Source organism: Huintestinicola butyrica (genome assembly GCF_025567215.1).
Taxonomy (GTDB): domain Bacteria; phylum Bacillota; class Clostridia; order Oscillospirales; family Ruminococcaceae; genus Huintestinicola; species Huintestinicola butyrica.
Window position 1 is genome coordinate 24,384 of the sequence record NZ_JAOQKB010000002.1, and the last position, 22,306, is coordinate 46,689.

The window sequence follows — 22,306 nt, forward strand, 5'->3', positions numbered from 1 at the left end:
CTGAACATATATGACCAAACGTGAAAGGATACTTTAAAATGCCTAATACAAAGACAGCCGCACCTATTAAATATCAGCTTGCTGCCGCTCTGAAATCTCGCCTTGTAAACTCTTCACTGGATAAAATAACCATAAAAGAACTGACTGATGACTGCGGAGTAAACCGCCAGACCTTCTACTACCATTTTGAGGATATCTATGACCTGCTGAGGTGGCTTTGCAGCATTGAAGCTGAACAGGTAATGCGCTTGCAGGACAGCTCTGTGTCATGGAAGGAAAGCTTCGGACGGCTGTTGAATTATCTTTCGGAAAACAAGAGCTTCTGCCTATCGCTGCTAAATTCAGTTGAGCACCGATATCTGAAAAATATCCTGACAGATTATATGCAGGCGCTTACAAAAAAAGCAATCTACTCGAAGCTTGCTGGTCTTGGCAAGGACGTTGAAGCAAAGATACGTGAAAAGCAGGATATATTCGATTTCAACGTGACTTTTTATTCTCAGGCTGCCGCCTCAATGATGGAAAGCAAGCTTCTTGGGGATATCCAGCTTTCAAACGAGAAATTCATCGAATACATGGAATTTGTCATTGAAAACAATCTCCGTGGAATTGCCGCAATGATGTAACAACTAAAAATATCGGGCTGATGTACCGTTTGATGCGGTCCATCAGTCCGATTTGTTTTATCAGATATTTGCAGCGATAACGTCGCCCATTCCGGAGCAGGTAACGTGCTTCATGCCCTCGGACATGATATCACCTGTGCGGTAACCGTCCTTGAGAGCCTTGTCAACAGCCGCTTCAACTGCGTCAGCTTCCTTATCCATATCAAAGGAATAACGGAGAAGCATAGCTGCGGAAAGAATTGTGGCAATGGGGTTTGCCTTGTTCTGACCCGCAATGTCGGGAGCAGATCCGCCGCTGGGCTCATAAAGCCCGAACTTGGTATCGTTAAGGCTTGCGGAAGCCAGCATTCCGATAGAACCTGTTATCATGGAAGCTTCATCGGAAAGGATATCGCCGAACATATTTTCGGTGAGGACAACATCGAACTGAGCAGGATCCTTTACCAGCTGCATTGCACAGTTATCCACCAGCATATGCTCATAGGATACCTCGGGATAATCCTTTGCTACCTCTTCAACGATCTTTCTCCAGAGTCTGGAGGAGTCAAGAACGTTTGCCTTGTCAACGCTTGTTACCTTTTTTCTGCGCTTCATGGCAATGTCAAAGGCACGTATTGCGATTCTTCTTATCTCGTTCTCGTTGTATGTAAGGGTATCTGTTGCGGTAACAACGCCGTCCACGGTCTCAGTCTTTCTTGCGCCGAAGTAAAGACCGCCTGTAAGCTCACGCATTATCATCATGTCAAATCCCCTGTCGGCGATCTCAGCCTTTAAGGGGCAAGCGTCCTTAAGCTCGCTGTAAAGCACTGCGGGACGAAGATTTGCAAAGAGGTTAAGGGACTTTCTCAGCTTCAGAAGTCCTGCCTCGGGGCGCTTGTCCGCAGGGAGCTTGTACCAGGGTGAAGTAGCTGTGTTTCCGCCGATAGAGCCCATAAGAACTGCATCTGCTGCCTTTGCCCTTGCAATGGTCTCATCTGTAAGAGGAACGCCGTTTGCATCAATGGAGCAGCCGCCCATAAGGAGCTGGTCATACTCAAATGTGTGACCGAATTTCTTTGCCACGCTGTCAAGGACCTTCATAGCCTCAGTCACTATCTCTGGACCGATGCCGTCGCCCTTTATAACTGCGATTTTCTTATTCATAACGATTCTTCCTTTCGGGAAAAGCTCCCGCTTTATTTTACTTTTTCAGGGAATTGAGCAGTCCGCCTGCTGCGATTATCTCCTTGATGAACTCAGGGAAGGGCTGCGCCTGATAGGTGTGACCCTTGGTCTTGTTGGTGATAACGCCTGTGTCAAAGTCGATCTCAACCTCATCGCCCTTGTCGATATCCTTTGCAGCTTCATCGCATTCAAGTATAGGCAGAGCGGTGTTGATGGCATTTCTGTAGAAAATTCTTGCGAATGTAGATGCGATAACGCAGGAAATTCCGCTGGTCTTAATAGCAATGGGAGCGTGCTCTCTTGAAGAACCGCAGCCGAAATTCTGCTCAGCTACCATTATGTCGCCGGGCTTTACGTTTTTTACGAAATCAACGTCGATATCCTCCATGCAGTGAGCCGCAAGCTCCTTGTGGTCGGCAGTGTTAAGATATCTTGCAGGAATGATAACGTCGGTATCAACGTTATCTCCGTATTTATGAACTTTTCCGCAAACCTTCATTTATAACAAATCCTTTCAAAACATTATCTACGGCTTTATCAGCATTCGTAATCAACGCATTTTCTGTCGCAGACAACAGAGCGAACATATGTCGCAACAGCAACGTGCTCGGGATTGGTCTGGTATGCCTTCAATGCGCTTTCATCGGTAAATTCCGTATCAAGCATAACATCTCCTGTGGAAGAGGGCAGCAGGTCGATATTGACCTTTACGCTTGTCATTCCGGGGATCCTGCCTGCAAGTCCTTCAAGACCGCTTTTAATCTTTTCGGCAGCGGCTCTTTTTTCACTGTCGGAATATTCGGTTTTAAGAGTCCAGATAATAACGTGCTTTACCATGATTATCCTCCTTACATTACCTCTGAGGGATCAGAGATCTTACCTGTTATAGCCGAAGCTGCCGCAACTGCGGGAGATGCAAGATAAACCTCAGACTCGGGGTGACCCATACGTCCTACAAAGTTTCTGTTGGTGGTGGCAACTGCTCTTTCACCCTTTGCAAGGATACCCATATGACCGCCGAGACAAGGGCCGCAGGTAGGTGTGGAAACTGCGCAGCCAGCTTCTATAAATGTTTCCATATATCCGTTCTTTATGCAGTCAAGATAAACCTGCTGAGTTGCGGGGATAACTATGCAGCGTACATTCTTTGCAACGTGTCTGCCCTTGAGTATCTTTGCAGCCATTGCCATATCCTCGAGACGGCCGTTTGTGCAGGAACCGATAACGACCTGATCTATCTTTACCTCGCCGCACTCATCGGTGGTCTTTGTGTTTTCGGGAAGATGAGGGAATGAAACTGTGGGCTTTATCTTTGAAAGGTCGATGTCATAAACAGCGTCATACTCTGCATCGGCATCAGCCTCATATATCTTGTACTCACGGTCAACTCTGCCCTTCTGATATTCAACTGTGATATCATCAACAGCAAAAATGCCGTTCTTTGCGCCTGCTTCGATAGCCATATTTGCCATTGAAAGACGATCGTCCATAGAAAGTGATTTAAGACCCTCGCCTGAAAATTCCATTGACTTGTAAAGAGCGCCGTCAACGCCGATCATGCCGATGATATGGAGGATAACGTCCTTGCCCATTACATACTCATTGAGCTTGCCTGTAAGGTTGAACTTGATAGCAGAGGGAACCTTGAACCAAGCCTCACCTGTTGCCATACCTGCGCACATATCTGTGGAACCAACGCCTGTGGAGAAAGCTCCAAGAGCGCCGTATGTACAGGTGTGGCTGTCTGCGCCGATGATACATTCGCCGCTGGCTACGATGCCTTTTTCGGGAAGCAGAGCGTGTTCGATGCCCATTTCGCCGACATCATAATAATTCTTGATGTTGTACTTTCCTGCAAAAGTCCTGCACTGGAGTGAATTTGTTGCGGACTTGATGTCCTTATTGGGTGTAAAATGGTCCATAACCATTGAAATCTTAGTGTTGTCAAAAACGCTTGTAAAGCCTGCTTTTTCGAACTCGTTGATAGCAACGGGAGTGGTAACATCGTTTCCGAGGACCATATCCAGCTTACATTTGATGAGCTGTCCTGCTTCAACCTTATCAAGGCCTGCGTGAGCCGCAAGTATTTTCTGAGTCATAGTCATACCCATAACTGAATTTCTCCATTCCCGACGGAAATTATAGTGGTGCGCCCGCCGAATACACCATATTTTCCGCCGCCCTGCAATATACAGGACGGCGGGATAAAAACAGCTTAGCTGTTCATTTTTGCCTTATAGTCTTCCTTGAGCTTTTCAAGACGCTTGCTGTCCTCAGCACGCTTTGTACGTGCCTCCTCCTGAAGCTTTCTTGTCTCGTCGATACCGTTTACGATAGTCTCCCATGTCTTTTCAAGGGTCTCTACCTTGATAGAGCTGCCCATTGCAAGCTGAGTTGTGAGCTTGGTCTGGTCAACGGTATTCTGAGCATTTTTGAGAAGAAGCTCATTTGTCTTATCATCAAGAGCCTTCATAGCATTCGCCTGGATACGCTGTCTCTTGAGCATAACAGCCTGAGCAAGAGCCTGCTTGAATACAGGCATTGTGATGATGAAAGCGGAATTTATCTTTCTGATAAGATTGATGTTTGAAAATTCCATTGCTTTGAGCATAGGAACGGTCTGCATTGCAACATTTTCCGCAATTTTCAGATCCATTACACGCTGCTCCATGATAGATCTTGTCTGCTCGAGAGTCTGGAGATCCATTGCAGCTGTGCCGGAATCGGGATTGTTCTGTACCTTTACCTTGAAGTCCTCGATGTACTGGTCAAGCTCCTTGCAAGCCTGCTCGCCTGCCATAATGTATTTGAGGAGCTCTTTATAGTACTCAATATTTGCGTTGTACATGGTTTCAAGCTTTATGTTGGACTGAGATATCTCGCTCTCGTACTGCTTGAGCTGTACATATATCTTGTCAACCTCTTCACCCATGGTGTGGTACTTGGCAAGTATCTTGTCAAGCTGCTTTCTCAGGTTTGCAAAAAAGCCTGCCTTCTTTTCCTCGGTAAGCTCCTTGACATCAAACTGATCCATGATATTTTTAAGAGCATTGAGCAGCTCGCTTGAATCGTCCAGCTGGGTCATGTTCATGGAGTTGAGCACCTGGTCGGAAGCCTTGGAAATCTCCTCTGCCACCTGATTACCGAAGGTAATGATAGAGTTGGGGTCATTTGCGTTGATAGTGCTTACAAGCTTGTCGATCTCCTCGCTGGAAGCAAGCTCCTGCTTCAGCTCGTTGGCTGTGTCGATTATGGAATAGGTCTGAGGTTCGGTTATTTTGAGGTTAAGCTCCTTTGAAGCCTCCGCTGTGTCAACTACGGTAGCCTCCGCAGGAATAACGTCGCTCTTCTTCTCATCTGATGGTGTAAACTGTAATGCCATAATATTTATCGCCCTTTCTTAAATAAATTTTTAAAAAGTCCGTTATTCTGTTTTTTCACTCTTGGCTGTGTCGGGATCTTGAATCTCGGCACAGAAACATTATACGGGAACTGATTCATGGTATGTGTCTCGAAAGCATCATCGGAGACGTATGCTTCGATATCACGGTAGCCTGACGGTGAAAGTATCAGCACATCAAAGCCCAGATATGAAAACAGCAGCAGCTGAGTACATTCAAGCTTTGAGAAAGGCTCCTCTATCGCATCTACCACCACAAACTTCGGGATATCCTTTGTATAATCATACTTCTGCAAAAGCTGGAGCACACGTCTGTCAAGGTTAAGACCTGCATACATGATGTAATCCACAGTTTCGGCAGGATTATCCATTTCCAGCATTCCGTCGTCGATAGCCGCCTGCATCTTCTCCATAATAAGGCTCTGGAGCGCTTCGGAAAGGAAGCCGTATTTATTCAGCGGCGAGCGCATCAGCTCGGGAATATTCAGCTTGTTGCCGTCATGATACGGTGCGTATATTCGTGTAACGTTAAGCCCGGGCCGCTTATATGACGGTGACTTGATGATGTAAATGGAATCGGGAGTAAGCAGATCTTCCGTCATGTTCCAGTAATCCTTAAGGTTGCCGTCGTCAACGCCGTTTACCTTGGCAAAGATGGTGGGAACTATCACCCTGTCCCCTCTTACCGCAAAGCCTGAACGGAATTTTGCAGGCTGATCCCACAGTATGCTTATTTCATCAAATGTGGTTTTCAGCACCACTGAATCCATCTTGTCAAACTGCCTGTCACGGAAAATTGTATCTCCGCCGTAAAGCATGGTATCAAGCTCACGCTCGGCATTGTATGCCACCGTAGCTATCTTGGTTTTGACAAGCTTCTGGGGGAAAGGCTTTATATTTGCCGACATTGGCAGCTCTATCTTCTGCAGCTTATCCGCAAAGGGACATACCTCAAAAGCATTTTCGCAGCTTTTATCGGGCGATACGCATATCACATCAAATCCGCTGCGCTGCATAAAGCAAAGGAACAGCACATCTTTCGGAGTGGGATTTCCGTAATACATCACTATGGGGATATCATCGGAAGTTCCCGTTTCAATAGCGTTTGCCACGATATTGAACTTATACACCAGCGACATTCCGATATCAAGCACATCTGTCCTGCTGCATGAGAGCATATCTCCCAGCACCTTTTGGGCAAGCTGAGTTCTTCCGGGGTCGCTGTTGATATTTACCTGACCGCACAGTCCCGATATCACTGAGCCGCTGCAGCTTGTATCAATGCCCGAAAGCATATATTCGGCAGCCGCTCCCGGCTCTTCAAGAGGAGTGTCGATAAATGCAAAGGGTCGGTTGGTCTTTTTTATATCGTCCCGCAGGCTGTAAAGGAAATTATTGTAGGTATCTTCCTCATAGCAGCCCGAAATAAGCAGGAAATAGACAGGTATGAGCTGACTTTTGTTGAAATGACCGCCCCGTGAAAACAGACGGGCAGAATGATCCTCCAGCAGATCCTCCGTCAGGCGGTTTATGTCTGCGGAAATAACTTCGACCAAAGTATTCATTCCTGAAATCATAGGTTAATGATCGCCACCGTTTTATAATATTGTACATCACCGCACCTATCGGTCGGATATAACAGTACAGTTTGATTATACAATATTTTAACATATCCTGTCAAGAGAAATAACAAAAAACAGATTAAAACTGCATTAAACTCAATTAAATTTCAGCTGTGACCTGTCAGGCGAACGGCAGGTCACAGCCTGATGTTTTTATCAGCCGACTATTCCGCTGTTATTGATAGCGGAAACAAGAGCGGATACGGAAGCGTCGATGATATCTGTATTGATGCCTGCGCCCCAGAATACGCCGTTCTTGGTCTCGATACCAACATATGCCACAGCCTGAGACTGGGAGCTGGTCTCAAGAGCGTGCTCCTGATATGTGATAAGGGTATATTCCAGACCAAGCTCCTTCTTAACAGCATTGGAAACTGCGTCCAGACGGCCGTTGCCCACTGCTTCGCAGGTCACGGGCTTTCCGTCCTTGTTGATGGTAACGCTTGCTGTGATGCCGTTCTTCTGTACAAAATGAACCTCGTCTATCTTGAAGTTTGTCTCGATATTTACGTACTTATCGAAGAATATCTGCTTGATCTCGGAAGGCATAAGCTCCTTGTGAGCATGGTCGGAAACGCTCTTGACAGCATAGCCGAAGTTCTCACGCATCTTAGGAGGCATATCTATGCCGAACATCTGCTCCATGATGTAGCCGATACCGCCCTTGCCGGACTGGGAGTTGATACGAATAACATCGCCCTCGTATTCTCTACCGACATCCATGGGGTCGATGGGAAGATAAGGAACGTTCCAGTGCTCGGGATCCTTTTCCTCTCTCCACTTCATGCCCTTTGCGATAGCGTCCTGGTGAGAGCCTGAGAATGCGGCAAATACCAGTCTGCCTGCGTAGGGGCTTCTCTCGTTTACCTTCATGCGGGTAACTCTTTCGTATATCTCAACGAGAGAACGCATATCGGAGAAGTCCAGCCGGGGGTCAACGCCCTGAGAATACATATTCATAGCCAGTGTTACGATATCAACGTTACCAGTTCTCTCGCCGTTTCCGAAGCAGGTACCCTCGATACGGTCGCCGCCTGCCAGCAGACCCATCTCTGCATCCGCAACTGCGCAGCCACGGTCATTGTGGGGGTGGAGGGAGATGATAACATTCTCTCTGTCGTGGAGATTATCGCTCATGTATTCTATCTGGGAAGCATAAACGTGAGGCATGGAAAGCTCAACGGTAACAGGCAGGTTGATGATGACCTTATTGTCGGGAGTGGGCTTCCAGATGTCGATAACGGCGTTACATATCTCCAGTGCGAACTCAGGCTCTGTGCCTGTGAAGCTTTCGGGAGAATACTCGAAAATAAAGTTGCCGGGAGTCTTTTCTCTGTACTCAGCACAGAGCTTTGCACCCTCAACAGCTATCTTGATTATCTCTTCCTTGCTCTTTCTGAATACCTGCTCACGCTGTGCAACGGAAGTAGAGTTGTAGAGGTGAACCACAGCGTTCTTGCAGCCTGCAAGAGCTTCAAAGGTCTTTGCGATAATATGCTCTCTTGCCTGAGTGAGCACCTGTATCCTTACATCATCGGGTATCATGTTTCTTTCGATAAGCTCACGGCAGAACTCATATTCTGTCTCGGAAGCTGCGGGGAAGCCTATCTCTATCTCCTTGAAGCCGATATCTACCAGCTTTTTGAAAAATTCCAGCTTTTCTTCCAGGCTCATGGGAATGATAAGAGCCTGGTTTCCGTCTCTCAGGTCAACGGAACACCACATGGGAGCGTGGTCGATATATTCCTTCTTTGTCCACTTCATGCACTCAACGGGGGGCATAAAATATCCTCTTGTGTACTTAGATGCGTTCATTGTAATTTCCTCCTGTAAAATTGTTGTTTCCGTCAGAGAGACGGTCCTTATTTGATCGTAATAAACCACATAGGTCAGATAGCATGGCAGCCGCCTCCTTTCGCATAAACAAAAAGCCCGCCTCACGAAGCCTATGCTTCGAGAGACGAGCTGAATTTACCCGTGTTACCACTCTCATTCGTATCACAGTTGCCTGCAATACCTCATTTCGCATCTGACAATGCGCATCTCTGTAACGGGAGAACCCGTTCAAGCCTAATTGCATATGCTTTCAGCCGACTGCTCAAGGACGAGTATAACCGAAGTTCAGTACCGCATTTCACCAATGCTGCGGCTCTCTGGAAAAGAAGCTGCGGGTTTATTTCCTGTCATAGCATTTGAAATATTACAATAAACAGTATAGCACGGTGTTTTGATTTTGTCAAGAGTTTCGGAGGATTTTTTTACAGAATGAAGCAGATAAGTCCTCCGCAGCCCTCGTTGATTATCCGCTCCAGCGTTTCCTGAAGCTTCAGCCGTGCATCAACGGGCATTCTATAAAGCTTGTTGTGCAGTCCCTCATTAACAAGCTCATGCAGGGATTTGCCGAAAATGTTGGACTCCCAGATCTTGCCGGGATTTTCCTCGAAATCACGCAGGAGGTACATGACAAGCTCCTCCGACTGCTTCTCGCTGCCCACAATGGGGCTTACCTCAGTGATGATATTCGCTTTCATCATGTGGATAGACGGAGCCGACGCTCTGAGCTTTACACCGTATTTTCCACCCTGACGGACTATCTCAGGCTCTTCCAGCGTAAGCTCGTCAATGGTGGGCATTACGATACCGTAGCCCGTGGCATCGACCTCACGCAGAGCATTCTCTATCTTTTCATAGGAACGCCTGATATCGGTAAGCTTTTTGAGCAAAGGCAGCAGGTCGCTTTCGCTTTTTATCTCGATACCCGTTGTCTCGCCGAGGATCCTGTAGAAAAGCTCGCTTTTTAAGGTAACAGAAATATCGGTGCTGCCCTTGCCGAGGTCGATATTCCGCACGTCCGAATAGGTGATATCCTCACAGCGGCGCACATTATCCACTATACCTCTGGCATCACGGACGGTCTTAACGTCCTTTGCCGCCTCACGAATGGTGTCGAATATCTCGTTTTTCAGCCAATGCCCCTTGGGAAGCTCTGTTATCCACTTGGGCATGGAAATGTTTATTTCCTTTACGGGAAAGCTGAAAAGCACCTGCTTTAAGATATTCTCGATATCCTCACCGTTCAGGTCAAGGCAGTTCACGGGCATTACGGGCGTGCCGTATTTTTCCGACATTGAAGCGCACAGCTCCGCAGTTTTACTGCTTTTGGGGTCAACACAGTTGAGCAGCACAACAAAGGGCTTGTTTATGGATTTAAGCTCGCTTATCACCCTCTGCTCCGATTCCTCGTATTCGCTTCTGGGAATATCGGAAATGCTTCCGTCGGTAGTGATAACCAGACCGATGGTGCTGTGCTCGGTAATGACCTTTCTTGTACCAACCTCTGCCGCCATGTTAAATGGCACTTCTTCCGAAAACCACGGAGTCATTACCATTCGGGGAGCTTCATTCTCTATGTATCCGATAGAGCTGGGGACAATATATCCCACGCAGTCGATAAGGCGGACATTGAACCTTGCGTTCTCCCCTACCACTACTTCTGCTGCCTCTTCAGGTATGAACTTAGGCTCGGTGGTCATAATGGTTTTTCCCGCAGCAGACTGGGGAAGCTCATCAACAGCCCGCTCCCTGCGAAAATCGCTTTCGATATTGGGAATGACAAGCTGTTCCATGAACCGCTTTATAAACGTGGATTTACCTGTGCGGACAGGCCCTACTATACCTATATAGATATCGCCGTCGGTACGCTTGGCAATATCGGTGTAAATATCATTTTTAACCATATCTGCATATTTCCTTTCTTGTCACGCAATGGGGATAAGCAGCATTCTGCCTTCCCTGATAACGTCTCCGTCAAGCTCATTTTCTTCTATCACTCTGGAAATGGCTGCACCGTAGCGCTTGGCAATGCCCCACAGCTCCTCGCCCTCCTCGGCAAAGTACAGCCTGAGAGCATATTCGTCGTTCTTCTCACGGGGAGAATCCTCGTCAACGGCAATATCGGTAATGGCTTCCACGGTATCATAGCCGGTTATCTGTCCCCTTGCGGCTACTTCAGCCTTTATCTCCGCCTTGTTTTCATCGGAAATGGTATATCCGCAGGATATCACCGAGAAGACCAGCCTGATATCCGCATCGGCAGTAAGAGCTTTTCCGTCAAGTCCTGCGGCTGCGGTAAGATCCTCCTCAATGGGAACATCGGTCTCGCAGATGATAAAATCGCCGCTTTCAGTCCTTCCCATAACGGAAAGCACGGCAGTACCCACAGCCATTGCCTTTCCGTCAGTGATAACAGCCCTCAGCTTTGATACCGTACACCATGCGTCGTACACTACCGAAATGGGGCTGTCCTTATTTTCGCAGATGCCCTTTACGATAAGTGAGCTTTCAACGTTTACAGGCTCCAGCGCCGTTTTTACTGAAGTGCAGGTATGCGATGAGCTGTGAGAGGTGGAATATTCATCGCAGGCAATACTGTAGGATGACATTCTGACAGCTGTGCAATCGATGAAAAGCAAAACCTCGCACTCAATGCTGCGTGACTCGCCGTCACCCTCGGAGCGTGGGATAATATCGCAGGAAATGACCGAGCTGCTTATGCGGCAGTCGTACGTATCGTCCATACCTTCAAGCTCCACAAGCTGTGAGAATGGCATGGAAAACTGCATACAGCACACATTGCTGTCCTCTCCACCTGCAGGAACATATGCAATGCTTATTTTAAGCTCGCCCTTGGCAGCGACCTTGCTGGCGATAGTCTTTTTATCGGAAGAAACTATCTCGGCGGAAGCTCTGAGGATACTGCCGATGGGAGGTGCGTCCGCTCCCAGGTCAAATTCGTCCGAAACAGTAACACGCCTGCTTGTTCGGATAATGGACGAGGGACAGAGGCAGCTGCGGGTCTTTAGCTGGACATTTCCACCAAATACCTCGCTTACCACATCTGTCTCGCAGTCTCCGAATGCGTTGATGCTGATAGTGACCGCTCCCCTTATATCTATTCTGCGGCGGTTCACGGCACGGCAGTTGATATGGTCAGCCTCAGCGGAAATATAGACTGAGGGAGAATCAACACTTCTGTCAAGATTGACCGTTCTGCTGTAAACGAGCTTCTGGTCAATAGCTTCAGGACGGGAGCTGTTTTCAGAGCAGTAAATTATCTTCAGGCAGACGGTAAGCTCGTAGGTTATCCTGTCGCCGTTTGCCGCACAGGAGGTTATCTTTGGCTCGGCACAGCACTTGATTATCCTGAATATCTCGGGATAGTAATCAGGCAGAACATAATCCAGCTCTATGGACTGCTCCTGAGTGCAGCCGCATATTTTTTCGGTAAATCTCACGGGTTCTTTATTGACTTTCAAATTCACTGTAAACCATCCTTTCGTTGGAACGTTTTGTCCTCTTCACAATATATTCTGCATTCTTACCATATATTCTAAGCAAAATTATAAATATCAGATAAAAAAATCAGTATGTAAACGATTGACTTATGTGCAGAATAATGATATAATATTCTCATTGGATCTTCAGGCAGAAGATATCCCAAAAAAATGATACGTCTCAGGAATGATAAATTTATCAGAAGGAGAATATGAAAATGCAGTCACGCTTAAAAAGAACAGCTTCCCTGCTCACTGCCTTTATGATGGCAATGTCATCAATGGCGCTTACAGCCTGCAGTGACAGCGGAAACACCACAGAAGAAGAAACTACCACAGGTCAGTCGGAAGAACTGGCAGCGGAAAATACCGATGACAGCCTTTATGTAAATCCCGACTGGTCATACGGTCAGGTCGCTATCGGCGGCGGTGGATTTGTAACAGGCATCATAAGCACCTGCGAGCCCGGGCTTTTCTACGCAAGAACAGACGTAGGCGGCGCTTACAGATGGGATAATGGCGCTCAAAAGTGGATAAGCCTCAGTTATGAGATATCCGAGGACGACAAGGGATTGCTTGGAATCGACGGCATAGCTGTTGACCCACAGAATGCGGCTAATGTTTATCTCATTGCGGGAACATCTTATTTCAGCAATGCCAAGACATGTATAATGGTATCACATGACTACGGTGCACACTTCAAGCAGATAGATGTGAGCGACAAGATAAAGGTACACGGCAACGGCATGGGCAGAGGAAACGGTGAGAGAATTGCCGTTGACCCCAATAACAGCGACATCATCTACTGCGGCGGCAGAACAGGCGGTATGATACGCAGCACTGACGGCGGAGAAACATGGGAATCCGTTGCTTCTTTCCCCGTAAACTCCACCAAGAACGAGAACGGCATCAACATTATAACGTTCGACGGCTCAAAGTCCGCTGACGGCAAGACTACACGCATTTACGCAGGCGTTTCCGAGTCAAAGACAGATAACATTTACTACTCCGATGACGCAGGCGAAACTTGGAGTGTTCTCCCCGGAATCGATGAAAAGGCTCAGAAGTTTATGCCTCAGAGATTTGACCTTGATTCCAAGGGCAATCTTTACGTTTCCTACGGCAACCACGAAGGTCCCTGGAACTCCACTCAGGGTACTCTCTACAAGTTCAATGCCGATGCAGGTACAAGCGAGGAAATTCAGGTAGTCAACTGGACTGTGGGCGATATTGTTATCGACCCCACCAATGACGACAACATGGTTCTCGTTACCTCCGAGGTATGGACAGAGCAGCCCAACGGCGCATTCGGCGACAAGTTCTTCCGCACCACTGACGGCGGAGAAACCTGGGAAAACCTTGACGGCAAATACACCATGTCAACAAACGGCATGGACTGGATATACAATGCGGCTATCCACTGGTGCAGCTCCCTTGCCATGGACAGCGGCGACTCCAACAGAATTCTTGTAAACTCAGGCAATGGTATCTTCGCCTGCGACAATATCTGGGACGAGTCTCCAGAATTCTATTTTGAAGCAAAGGGCATTGAGGAAGTTGTTCCCGAGGATATAGTTTCCTACAAGGATTATCCCCTTGTATCCGCTATCGGCGACTATGACGGCTTCACTCACGAGGATATCTTCACCTCAGGTGAGCGCCACACAAGGCAGATAGGCTCCACCACCAGCATCGCCATTGCAGCCCTTGACCACAACATCTGGGTAAAGGTCGGCGGCGATGAGAGCAATCAGCTCCTCTGCTACTCCACAGACGGCGGCAAGAACTGGACTGATATCACAAATTCTCCCGAAGAGGGCAAGGTTTACTACAAGGGCAAGGTCGCTCTTACAGCTGACGGCTCCGCTCTTATCTGGAGCCCCTCCAATTCAAACTTTACATACCGCACCGAGGACTGGGGCAGCACCTGGGAAAAGGTCGAGGGTATCATCGGCAGCCAGGGCGTATATCTCATCGGCGACCCTGTTAACAAGGATTATGTTTACGGCTGTGCAAACAGCATACTTTATGTAAGCTCCGACGGCGGCAAGTCCTTCAAGAGAAAGTTCGATACCATGAGCACCTACAAGCGCATGGCAGTTGCTCCCGACATTGAGGGCACAGTTTATATCCCCGGCGGCGGAAGCGGACTTCTCAAGACCACCGACCACGGCGAGAACATTACTCTTGTGAACGGTCTCAAGTTCTGCGAGGCAGTTGGACTGGGCAAACCCAAGAATGACGGCGATCCTTATGTTATCTACGTATGGGGCACTCCCAAGGACAGTGATGTAAAGGGCATTTATATGTCCGAGGACGAGGGCGAGACATGGGTAAGAGTAAACGATGACCTTCACCAGTTCGGCGGCACAGGAAACGGCGAATTTGTTGTGGGCGATATGAACGTTTACGGCAGATGCTATATGTCCACAGTAGGTCTGGGAATCGCATACTGCGACAAGAATGAAAAATAATAGGCATATAATAAAAGGGGCTGTCGCAGCTTAAATGCGGCAGCCCCTTAAAATTAAATGAAATTCATAATATTGATGTCCGATACGCTCTCATCAAATTCAAGCATGGCATCGGAAATATCCGTCTGCTTTATATAGCAGGCTGTATCCGCAGCCTCATCACAGGCAAAACATTCAAAGCCGAGACTTTTAAGCTGTGCAGCTCTCCTGCTCCCCTCTTCACTTTTCGGGCATATTACGGAAGCGATGATAAAGCATCTGCTGCCCGACAGGGTGATATTATCGCAGCGAAGCTTGCCGTAGATTGGTATCTTATGAATAAGCCACGCTGCGGTTATCTCAGACTTAGGCACATTAAATATGATGGTTTTCCCATGCTCATTCTTTTTCAGCGCTGCTAAACCCGTCTTTGGCATAACGCTTTCAAGAGCATATGTCACTCCGTCATAAACCGCATACATTTCATCAGCTGTCATAATGCCATTTCCTCCCGCCACATCATTTTTCATTTAAACTGATTATATCACATGAGATTTTTCTTGTCAAATTTGTTAACCAGTTTCAACATTCTGCTCTGCAAGCACCACTACTGTGATATTTTTTTTATTAAATGTTAAATTTACTATTTACAAGTATAAAAAATAATGGTATAATATGGAAAAGGTACTAACAATAAACGTTATTTTATACTAAGCACCAATTAAAAACTATACAAAAAATCGAGCATAATCTTGCGTATATGGATTATGCGATGATTTTTTGTCTATAGTTTTATTGGTGATTAGTATTATGCCCCCATTTATATACTGAAAGGATGATATCAATGTCAAAAACTATCCTGATAACAGGAGGAGCGGCAAGCGGCAAGTCAAGATGGGCTGTTTCATATTTTGCAGCCTGCGATTATGTTCTTTACCTGCGCACATCGGACGCTGTTGACGCTGACACTATGCACCGTATCGAGTACGGAAACAAGCAGAACTATGTTGAATGGGACATTAAAACAAATGTAACAAGCGCTCCCGCTTCATATTTTACTGACCACAAGTTCGTTATTTTTGACAGTTTGGCAGCATACACATCAAATACCATCAAGGAAATGTGCCCCGATGCTTCCGCCATGACGGACGAACTGAAAAAAGAGATTGAGAAGAAGATCATCGGTGATGTTACCGAAATGTATGACACTATTATGGTCAAGGACGGCAGCATGATAATAATCACCCTTGAAACAGGCTTCTCCGTAACTCCCGCTGACCCTGCACAGGCTGCTTTCAGAGAAATTCTCGGCGCAGTTAACCAGAGAATAGCAAATATGTCCAACGAAGTATATCTTTCAGCCAGCGGAATACAGTTTAATATCAAGTAATTTGAAAGGAACAGCTATATATGACATTTGAAGATTTTATTATGGAAGCAAGAGCGCTCAATGCTTCTGATATCCATCTTACAGTCGGCGCTCCCACAGTTGTACGTGTAAACGGTGAGCTGAGAAAGTTCGGCGAGCTCAGCGATATGGTAGTAAACCGCACCATTCTCTCAATTCTTTCGGCCGACCAGGAGAAGCTTCTTACTGAGGGAAATGACATCGATTTCAGCTTTGAGCTTGAAAACGGTGCAAGACAGCGTGTCAACGTATTCCGCCAGAGCGGAAGACTTGCCTGCTGTATCAGACTTCTCAATAACAAGATACCCACACTTGAAGAACTGAAAATGCCTCCCGTTCTTACCGAGCTTGCTCAGAAGCGCAGAGGTCTTATCCTTGTAACCGGCCCTACAGGTTCAGGTAAATCAACCACTCTTGCAGCTATCATTGACTATATCAACAAGAACCGTGCCTGCCACGTTATCACTATCGAAGACCCCGTTGAATACAAATACACTCAGGAAAAGGCAACTATCCACCAGCGTGAAGTCGGCAGAGATGTTGATTCTTTCAGCAACGCCCTGAGAAGTGCTCTCCGTGAAGACCCCGACGTTATCCTCGTAGGTGAGATGCGTGACTATGAGACTATTTCCCTGGCAATGACTGCCGCAGAAACAGGTCACCTGGTATTCGGCACATTACATACATCAAGCGCTGCGCAGACTATGGACAGAATCATTGACGCCTGCCCTCCCCATGCACAGGAGCAGGTACGTTCTCAGCTGGCAAACATGATACAGGGCGTTATCGCTCAGACACTTGTCCCCACTGCTGACGGAAACGGACGTGTTGCAGCTCTTGAGATAATGGTAGGAAACGACGCTATCAAGAATCTCATCCGCTCCAACAAAATACCTCAGATCGAATCCACCATGCAGTCCAGCGCACGTCAGGGTATGTGCACCATCAATGACACCCTTGGCAGACTTTACAAGAGAGGCATTATTTCTTACGAAACTGCAATAGAATTCAGTTCAGACAAGACAGAAATGGAAAAAACACTTACCCAGATGGCAGGATTCTGATATCCTGCTGCTAAGGGCTAAAGATCTATAAAAGGCAGGTTACCCATACTATGAAAATGAATGAACAGCAGTTTGCTCTTATCAAGGAGCAGCTCAGAAAGCTCACCTCTCAGGAATGTTTTTACAAACATAAGCTGGAGGGAATCAACGTTGATGACATAAAATCTCAGGAGGATTTTGAAAAGCTCCCCTTTACATGGAAGGGCGACCTGAGAGACGCTTATCCTCTGGGACTTCAGGCAGTTCCCGATGAGGAGATAGTACGTATCCACTCGTCTTCGGGCACAACGGGCACTCCAGTTATTATCCCCTACACCAAGAATGACGTTGAGGACTGGGCTATAATGTTTGAGCGCTGCTACCGTATGGCGGGCATCACCAATCTGGACAGGATACAGATAACCCCCGGCTATGGCTTATGGACAGCGGGTATCGGCTTCCAGCTGGGCTGCGAAAGACTGGGCGCAATGGCTATACCCATGGGCCCGGGCAACACCGACAAGCAGCTCAAGATGATGGTGGATATGCAGTCAACCGTTCTCTGTGCCACATCTTCATATGCGCTTCTCCTTGCTGAGGAGATCGCAAAGCGTGGAATTTCCGATAAGATAAAGCTGAAAAAGGGCATTATCGGCTCAGAGCGCTGGGGCGAGAAGATGAGAGACAGAATATCCAAGGAGCTTGGCATCGAGCTTTACGATATTTACGGTCTTACTGAGGTTTACGGTCCCGGTATCGGCGTAAGCTGCGGCGAGCACAACGGCATTCATGTATGGGACGATTACCTTTACTTTGAAATAGTTGACCCCGTTACAGGCGAAAATCTCCCTGACGGCGAGGTTGGTGAGCTTGTCATCACCACTCTCAAAAAGCAGGGCGCTCCCCTTATCCGCTTCCGCACACACGACCTTACAAGAATTATCCCTGGAAAATGTGCCTGCGGCTGCGAGCGCCCCAGAATTGACACCATTTTCGGAAGAACAGACGATATGGTCAAGGTCAAGGGTGTCAACATCTTCCCCAGCCAGATCGAGGAATTTCTCAAAAACGTTGATGGCGCATCAAGCGAGTATCAGTTCGTTATCGACCACCTTGAGGGCAAGGACATCTGCACACTTTATGTTGAAGCAGAAGAGGGCGTTAACAAGTACGAGCTGGAGCACAGGATCGTTGAGGGCTTCAAGGGCAAGATCGGCATAACCGTTAATGCAAAGCCCGTTGCCATCGGCGACCTCCCCAGAAGCGAAAAGAAATCCACAAGAGTTTACGACAACAGATATTAAGATATACTTTTCAACATGAAAAATGCCGCAGGTCTCCCTGCGGCATTTTTTTAGATGATACAGCCCGTATCGAAATTATCAGCAGCCTGAGCCGCAGATGTTGCCGCCGTTGCAGCCATTGCCGCAGCAGAAGAAGAGAACGATAAGGATAATGATAATCCAGCAGCAGTTGCCTCCACCAAATCCACCGTTGCAGTTGCAGTTCATAATAAAACTCTCCTTTGAAAAATGTATTGTTGGGAGCATATCTTGCTGATATGTATTCCCTGAAGGCTTTCAGCGACGTTTTCGCTTTGTCTTGCCTTCATAGTTCATATTATGCTGCGGCAGCAAAATGGTGATAAAAAAATCAGGCATAAAAAAGGCGGCATCATCTGCCGCCTTTTAAGGTATGCTGTTTTATCTTGTAAGCCAGATATATGCGATATCAAGAGCCTCATAAAGACTGCTCTTTTCGCTCTGCTTGACGATAGCCTCAACGGGATTGAGCTTTTCGTCGGTAGCCATTTTGTATATCCTTACCTTGCTGGCAACGTCGAGATTGCCAACTTTAGTCTTTTCAATGATCTGCATCATTATAACATAAGAGTCGTACATATTGCCGTAGTAAATTTCGTCACCTTTTCTCACCAGCGGATAACCCTTGTAAGTGAAGAAGTCGGATTTTTTTGTCTTGACCTCTGCTGCGTCGTTCATAGCTGTTCCTCCTTATATCACAGAATTTGCTGCATTTATCTCTTTAATACATTATAACACAAATATACAGAAAAATCAAGTAGTTTTTTCATATTTTGGAAATTTTTCATAAGAGTTCTTTACAGCCCGAATAATATCATTATAGCACTCCGCTACTGAAAAATATGCCGCAATCTGCCGCTGTTTACCAGGTATCCACCATATTCTCGCCGTTAAGCAGATGTCCCAGATTTTCAATGAGACGTGAGGTATATGCTGTTCTGCACTTGAAGCTTGTTCTGCCGTTAAGACGGATAATAGTCTTTCGGTCATCGGACTTGATAAACTCGATCTTGTCCGTACCACTCTGGTGGGTGATGGTTATGGTGATATCAGCGGGAGCATCGGTTTCTTCAAGATAAAGCTCCTCAGCAGGGGCACGGAGAATAAACTGGTAAAAGCTCTTGAAGTTATCGGCGGTAACGTCACCGTCGCTGCACTTGACCTGAAAATCGGAAGAATCGCCGTTAAGCTCAAAATGAGTGCTGCTGTCGGCGGTTGCCACATCTATTGAGCTGATGCTGTAGATGTATGTGCTTGTTATCATAGTCATGGAGATATCAAGCGGCATTACAGTTGCCCAAGGGATAGTGTCGGTATTGAACATATATATCATGTTGATGCCGTCAGCATAGCAGTATCTTCCCAGCACCTTTCCGTCGCTGTCAACGTACTCATTGCCGATAAGGAGCTTGAAGTTTCCGCCTACGATATCGAAATCCACCTCAGCAAAGGGATCGTCAAGTCCGAACTGTGCCATGATCTCATCTGTTGGAGCAACAACAGCAATATCGGTCGCTGTAAGGTTGAACACATCGTTGAGCACATCATAGGAAGTATCGGGGTTAAGATCCAGCTGAACGGGGCTTGTCATAACATGAGTAGCCGAGTTGCCGGAGATAATATTCTCATCGTCATGACGGGTATCATACTCAAGCACGATATCATAGTCGATATCCTTGCGGGAAATGGTCAGCTTATTTATCTTGGTATAGTCGGTAGTGTCATTTTCGTCCTCTGCCTGCTTGGCAGTGTAAACTGTCTTGGCAAGGAAGTCAAAGCTTTCGTTGAGATAGCAGTCGATATCAGATGTATCAACGGCATAAACAGTGTTCTCGCCCTTGAAGCATACATAGGTAAGACCTGCGGAGGGTGAATCTGAGCCTACAAGTATCTCCTTAACAGTTTTGGAGCTGTCGTCAAAGGTAATTGTAACATCAGCACGGGGGGAGGCCAGTCCGTAAACAGAAAGGTCTTCTGCATTGTCCGAGGCTGTCTGATCTGCTGTAAGGCTTGAAGCAGCGCTCAGGATATCCTGGATCGCCACTGTGCTGTGAGGCACGCCGATAAAATCCTTGACGAACCAAGAGCTGTCATCGTACTTGACGATATCGTACTCCCCTGTTTCGTTCTTCACATGGATATCGCTTATAAGGGAAGAATCCTTTTCATAAAGCAGACGGGAGAGGGTCTCGGTGGCGGTAGTCTCCTCCGCCTCCTGAGCCTCGTCGTCCTTTCCCAGAACTGTAAGAGCAACTATTGCACCGATGAGCATCACCAGCACCACTGCACCGATTATCAGAAGCTTGACATTCGATTTCATTACTTAGTTCTCCTTCTGATAAATACCACTGCAGCTACGATAAGCACTGCAAGAGGAATAACGAGCACGAACAGAACCATATATCTGGTTACTGTGCCCTGGTCGATATCGAATGTTGCTGCGGAAAGATCCTTTGCAACGATGGAGATACCGCTGTTCTTGCCTGCCATGGTGTTGAGTACGGAAACGAAATAATCGCCGTTGTTATAGTAAGTGGTGGAGGTGAATGCCTCGTCCATTGTCTCGGAAGAACCGATAACAAGGACATTGCTGAATACCATATTGTTGTCGCTGTCGAAAACGTACTTTCTGCCCAGAGCCATAGTGGTCTGAACTCCGTTTACGATATTGGGAGTGTTGCCGTTCTGGATATCAGCCTGCATATCCTCGGTCATCACAAAGCCTGTGTCCTTGGTCTGGAGAAGCGCAACTGTGCTTCTGGTATCCTTGGTGTCGAACAGGAGAGTAATGGGTCTGGACTGGTAATCAATAACGGGAAGAGCTGTCTGTGCAACATTTCCCGAATAATCATTGTCGGTAATGTAGTTTCTTACAACATAGTAGCTCTGACCCTGGAGATTGTTGGTGTCCTGGTCGCCTACTACGCCGTCCTCTACCTTTATGCCCCATTCAGCAAGGAATACGTCAATGTTTGCGGTAGATTTCTGGGTGTAGTCTGCAAGATAGATAAGGTTCTTGCCAAGATTTCCGCCGTTGTCGAGGAAATCATAGAGCATATCGATCACGTTGGTATCGTAATCGTTAAGGGGCGCATCAATAACAACGATATCTGCGTCCTCGGGGATAGTATCCACCAGAGGATCTATCTCAGTTACCTCATAGCCGTTTGCAGCCAGAAGAGAATTGATATTGTCGTAGGAAGTACCCGATGTCTCGCTCTTGAAAAGAACTGCTTCCATAGGATCGGGGTCGGTAACATACATGATAGCAGAGGTTATCTCCTGCTCCGCCTTGGAAGAAACGGGAACATCATAGGAAGTAAAGGAAGAGTAATCGAACTGTGTTTCGGTGTTGTAAAGATCCTGTATAGTCAGCACCTTGATTCTCTTGTCGCTTTCAACTACGATGCTGTATGCGCTTATCTCGCCCTTGTATTTGTCCTTGTAGCGGTCAGCATAGGTAGGGTCCTTGACCATATCAACGAACTTGAGTGTTATGTTGTCATTGTAGATTGAGTACTTTTTAAGTACCTCGTAAGCCTGCTTATAATAAATGTAGTTGGAGGTCTGGAAAGTAAGCTCATCGGACATACATACAATGGAAACAGGCTCGGTAACAGTATTGAGGTAGTCAATGGTCTGCTGGGATATCTCGAAGTTTCCGTTGGTGGTAAGGTCGATGGACATATTCACCTTGTCAGATGCCATGTTCACAACAACATTCACAAGAACGACAACTGCAATTACCACTACTGTAATGGCTGTTGCAATGGAGCCGTACTTGAATTTTCTTTTATTGAATGCCTTTTTATTCTTTACAGCCTTTTCGGTGGTCTCATCAACGGAAACGGCTGTATTTTTTGTATTCTCGGCATTTTTCTTTTCCTTAGCCATTTATTTCATTCCTTTCATCAGATGTAAACATCAATTCGGTC

Annotated in this window: 19 protein-coding genes and 1 other annotated feature; of the genes, 5 read left to right on the forward strand and 14 right to left on the reverse strand. The window is 46.8% G+C overall.

The annotated features are described in order from the left end of the window. Positions 1-38 precede the first annotated feature (38 nt). Entirely contained in the window at positions 39-626 is a 588-nt protein-coding gene (locus OCV68_RS02335; RefSeq protein WP_262570419.1) for a TetR/AcrR family transcriptional regulator C-terminal domain-containing protein, read from the forward strand. 60 nt (positions 627-686) lie between these two features. Here the strand turns inward: OCV68_RS02335 and leuB are convergent, their stop codons facing one another. From leuB to OCV68_RS02380, 9 genes are all read right to left on the reverse strand, one after another. Beyond that, positions 687-1,769, reverse strand: a complete 1,083-nt coding sequence (leuB, locus tag OCV68_RS02340) for a 3-isopropylmalate dehydrogenase (protein ID WP_022475701.1) — start codon at positions 1,767-1,769, stop codon at positions 687-689. A 37-nt stretch (positions 1,770-1,806) separates the two neighbouring features. Beyond that, on the reverse strand, positions 1,807-2,289 hold the full coding sequence (gene leuD, locus OCV68_RS02345) for a 3-isopropylmalate dehydratase small subunit (protein WP_022475702.1): 483 nt from the start codon (positions 2,287-2,289) through the stop codon (positions 1,807-1,809). Between the two features lie 38 nt (positions 2,290-2,327). Continuing rightward, entirely contained in the window at positions 2,328-2,627 is a 300-nt protein-coding gene (locus OCV68_RS02350) for a Dabb family protein (RefSeq protein ID WP_022475703.1), read from the reverse strand. Between the two features lie 11 nt (positions 2,628-2,638). Further along, positions 2,639-3,901 carry a 3-isopropylmalate dehydratase large subunit gene (gene leuC / locus OCV68_RS02355; protein ID WP_022475704.1) on the reverse strand — a complete coding sequence of 421 codons (1,263 nt, stop codon included), beginning with the start codon at positions 3,899-3,901 and terminating at the stop codon, positions 2,639-2,641. Between the two features lie 104 nt (positions 3,902-4,005). Next, positions 4,006-5,172, reverse strand: coding sequence for a toxic anion resistance protein (locus tag OCV68_RS02360; RefSeq protein WP_262570422.1), 1,167 nt, complete (start codon positions 5,170-5,172; stop codon positions 4,006-4,008). 5 nt (positions 5,173-5,177) lie between these two features. Further along, positions 5,178-6,746 carry a YceG family protein gene (locus OCV68_RS02365; protein WP_262570424.1) on the reverse strand — a complete coding sequence of 523 codons (1,569 nt, stop codon included), beginning with the start codon at positions 6,744-6,746 and terminating at the stop codon, positions 5,178-5,180. A 222-nt stretch (positions 6,747-6,968) separates the two neighbouring features. After that, a complete protein-coding gene (locus tag OCV68_RS02370) occupies positions 6,969-8,627 on the reverse strand; it encodes a 2-isopropylmalate synthase (RefSeq protein WP_022475707.1) in 1,659 nt (552 codons plus the stop codon). Between the two features lie 138 nt (positions 8,628-8,765). After that, positions 8,766-9,008, reverse strand: a binding site (T-box leader). A 62-nt stretch (positions 9,009-9,070) separates the two neighbouring features. Further along, on the reverse strand, positions 9,071-10,549 hold the full coding sequence (gene spoIVA, locus OCV68_RS02375; protein WP_262570427.1) for a stage IV sporulation protein A: 1,479 nt from the start codon (positions 10,547-10,549) through the stop codon (positions 9,071-9,073). Positions 10,550-10,570: 21 nt separating this feature from the next. Then, complete coding sequence (locus OCV68_RS02380) at positions 10,571-12,133, reverse strand: DUF3794 and LysM peptidoglycan-binding domain-containing protein (RefSeq protein ID WP_262570429.1); 1,563 nt, start codon at positions 12,131-12,133, stop codon at positions 10,571-10,573. Between the two features lie 224 nt (positions 12,134-12,357). Between OCV68_RS02380 and OCV68_RS02385 the strand changes: the two genes are divergently transcribed. After that, on the forward strand, positions 12,358-14,619 hold the full coding sequence (locus tag OCV68_RS02385) for a sialidase family protein (protein ID WP_262570430.1): 2,262 nt from the start codon (positions 12,358-12,360) through the stop codon (positions 14,617-14,619). A 53-nt stretch (positions 14,620-14,672) separates the two neighbouring features. Here OCV68_RS02385 and OCV68_RS02390 read toward each other — a convergent pair whose 3' ends face one another. After that, positions 14,673-15,095: a hypothetical protein gene (locus tag OCV68_RS02390; protein WP_262570432.1), complete on the reverse strand. Its 423-nt coding sequence runs from the start codon at positions 15,093-15,095 to the stop codon at positions 14,673-14,675. A 347-nt stretch (positions 15,096-15,442) separates the two neighbouring features. Here OCV68_RS02390 and OCV68_RS02395 point away from each other — a divergent pair, with 347 nt between their 5' ends. The 3 genes from OCV68_RS02395 to OCV68_RS02405 are packed head-to-tail and all read left to right on the forward strand — an operon-like array spanning position 15,443 to position 18,353. Beyond that, entirely contained in the window at positions 15,443-15,988 is a 546-nt protein-coding gene (locus OCV68_RS02395; RefSeq protein WP_262570434.1) for a bifunctional adenosylcobinamide kinase/adenosylcobinamide-phosphate guanylyltransferase, read from the forward strand. 20 nt (positions 15,989-16,008) lie between these two features. After that, on the forward strand, positions 16,009-17,070 hold the full coding sequence (locus OCV68_RS02400) for a type IV pilus twitching motility protein PilT (protein ID WP_022475713.1): 1,062 nt from the start codon (positions 16,009-16,011) through the stop codon (positions 17,068-17,070). Between the two features lie 50 nt (positions 17,071-17,120). Continuing rightward, positions 17,121-18,353, forward strand: a complete 1,233-nt coding sequence (locus tag OCV68_RS02405) for a phenylacetate--CoA ligase family protein (RefSeq protein WP_262570436.1) — start codon at positions 17,121-17,123, stop codon at positions 18,351-18,353. 78 nt (positions 18,354-18,431) lie between these two features. Here OCV68_RS02405 and OCV68_RS02410 read toward each other — a convergent pair whose 3' ends face one another. The 4 genes from OCV68_RS02410 to OCV68_RS02425 all read right to left on the reverse strand — a co-directional run bounded on the left by OCV68_RS02410 (position 18,432) and on the right by OCV68_RS02425 (position 22,265). Continuing rightward, positions 18,432-18,560 (reverse strand): hypothetical protein, encoded by a 129-nt coding sequence (locus tag OCV68_RS02410; RefSeq protein WP_022475715.1) that lies wholly within the window; start codon positions 18,558-18,560, stop codon positions 18,432-18,434. 192 nt (positions 18,561-18,752) lie between these two features. Further along, on the reverse strand, positions 18,753-19,049 hold the full coding sequence (locus OCV68_RS02415) for a hypothetical protein (RefSeq protein WP_022475716.1): 297 nt from the start codon (positions 19,047-19,049) through the stop codon (positions 18,753-18,755). Positions 19,050-19,233: 184 nt separating this feature from the next. Then, the gene (locus tag OCV68_RS02420; RefSeq protein ID WP_262570438.1) at positions 19,234-20,691 is read right to left on the reverse strand and encodes a DUF4340 domain-containing protein; all 1,458 of its coding nucleotides are present in this window, start codon (positions 20,689-20,691) and stop codon (positions 19,234-19,236) included. Beyond that, positions 20,691-22,265, reverse strand: a complete 1,575-nt coding sequence (locus OCV68_RS02425) for a GldG family protein (RefSeq protein WP_262570440.1) — start codon at positions 22,263-22,265, stop codon at positions 20,691-20,693. The genes OCV68_RS02420 and OCV68_RS02425 overlap by 1 nt, the downstream gene beginning before the upstream one ends. Between the last annotated feature and the right edge of the window lie 41 nt (positions 22,266-22,306).

Bases quoted from the DNA above. Each gene is read 5' to 3' on its own strand.
- OCV68_RS02360 (WP_262570422.1), bottom strand. From the start codon at position 5,172: ATGGCATTACAGTTTACACCATCAGATGAGAAGAAGAGCGACGTTATT.
- leuD (WP_022475702.1), bottom strand. From the start codon at position 2,289: ATGAAGGTTTGCGGAAAAGTTCATAAATACGGAGATAACGTTGATACC.
- leuC (WP_022475704.1), bottom strand. From the start codon at position 3,901: ATGGGTATGACTATGACTCAGAAAATACTTGCGGCTCACGCAGGCCTT.
- OCV68_RS02335 (WP_262570419.1), top strand. From the start codon at position 39: ATGCCTAATACAAAGACAGCCGCACCTATTAAATATCAGCTTGCTGCC.
- OCV68_RS02425 (WP_262570440.1), bottom strand. From the start codon at position 22,265: ATGGCTAAGGAAAAGAAAAATGCCGAGAATACAAAAAATACAGCCGTT.
- OCV68_RS02410 (WP_022475715.1), bottom strand. From the start codon at position 18,560: ATGAACTGCAACTGCAACGGTGGATTTGGTGGAGGCAACTGCTGCTGG.
- OCV68_RS02385 (WP_262570430.1), top strand. From the start codon at position 12,358: ATGAAAATGCAGTCACGCTTAAAAAGAACAGCTTCCCTGCTCACTGCC.
- OCV68_RS02370 (WP_022475707.1), bottom strand. From the start codon at position 8,627: ATGAACGCATCTAAGTACACAAGAGGATATTTTATGCCCCCCGTTGAG.
- OCV68_RS02400 (WP_022475713.1), top strand. From the start codon at position 16,009: ATGACATTTGAAGATTTTATTATGGAAGCAAGAGCGCTCAATGCTTCT.
- OCV68_RS02405 (WP_262570436.1), top strand. From the start codon at position 17,121: ATGAAAATGAATGAACAGCAGTTTGCTCTTATCAAGGAGCAGCTCAGA.
- OCV68_RS02415 (WP_022475716.1), bottom strand. From the start codon at position 19,049: ATGAACGACGCAGCAGAGGTCAAGACAAAAAAATCCGACTTCTTCACT.
- OCV68_RS02390 (WP_262570432.1), bottom strand. From the start codon at position 15,095: ATGACAGCTGATGAAATGTATGCGGTTTATGACGGAGTGACATATGCT.
- leuB (WP_022475701.1), bottom strand. From the start codon at position 1,769: ATGAATAAGAAAATCGCAGTTATAAAGGGCGACGGCATCGGTCCAGAG.
- OCV68_RS02420 (WP_262570438.1), bottom strand. From the start codon at position 20,691: ATGAAATCGAATGTCAAGCTTCTGATAATCGGTGCAGTGGTGCTGGTG.
- OCV68_RS02350 (WP_022475703.1), bottom strand. From the start codon at position 2,627: ATGGTAAAGCACGTTATTATCTGGACTCTTAAAACCGAATATTCCGAC.
- spoIVA (WP_262570427.1), bottom strand. From the start codon at position 10,549: ATGGTTAAAAATGATATTTACACCGATATTGCCAAGCGTACCGACGGC.
- OCV68_RS02395 (WP_262570434.1), top strand. From the start codon at position 15,443: ATGTCAAAAACTATCCTGATAACAGGAGGAGCGGCAAGCGGCAAGTCA.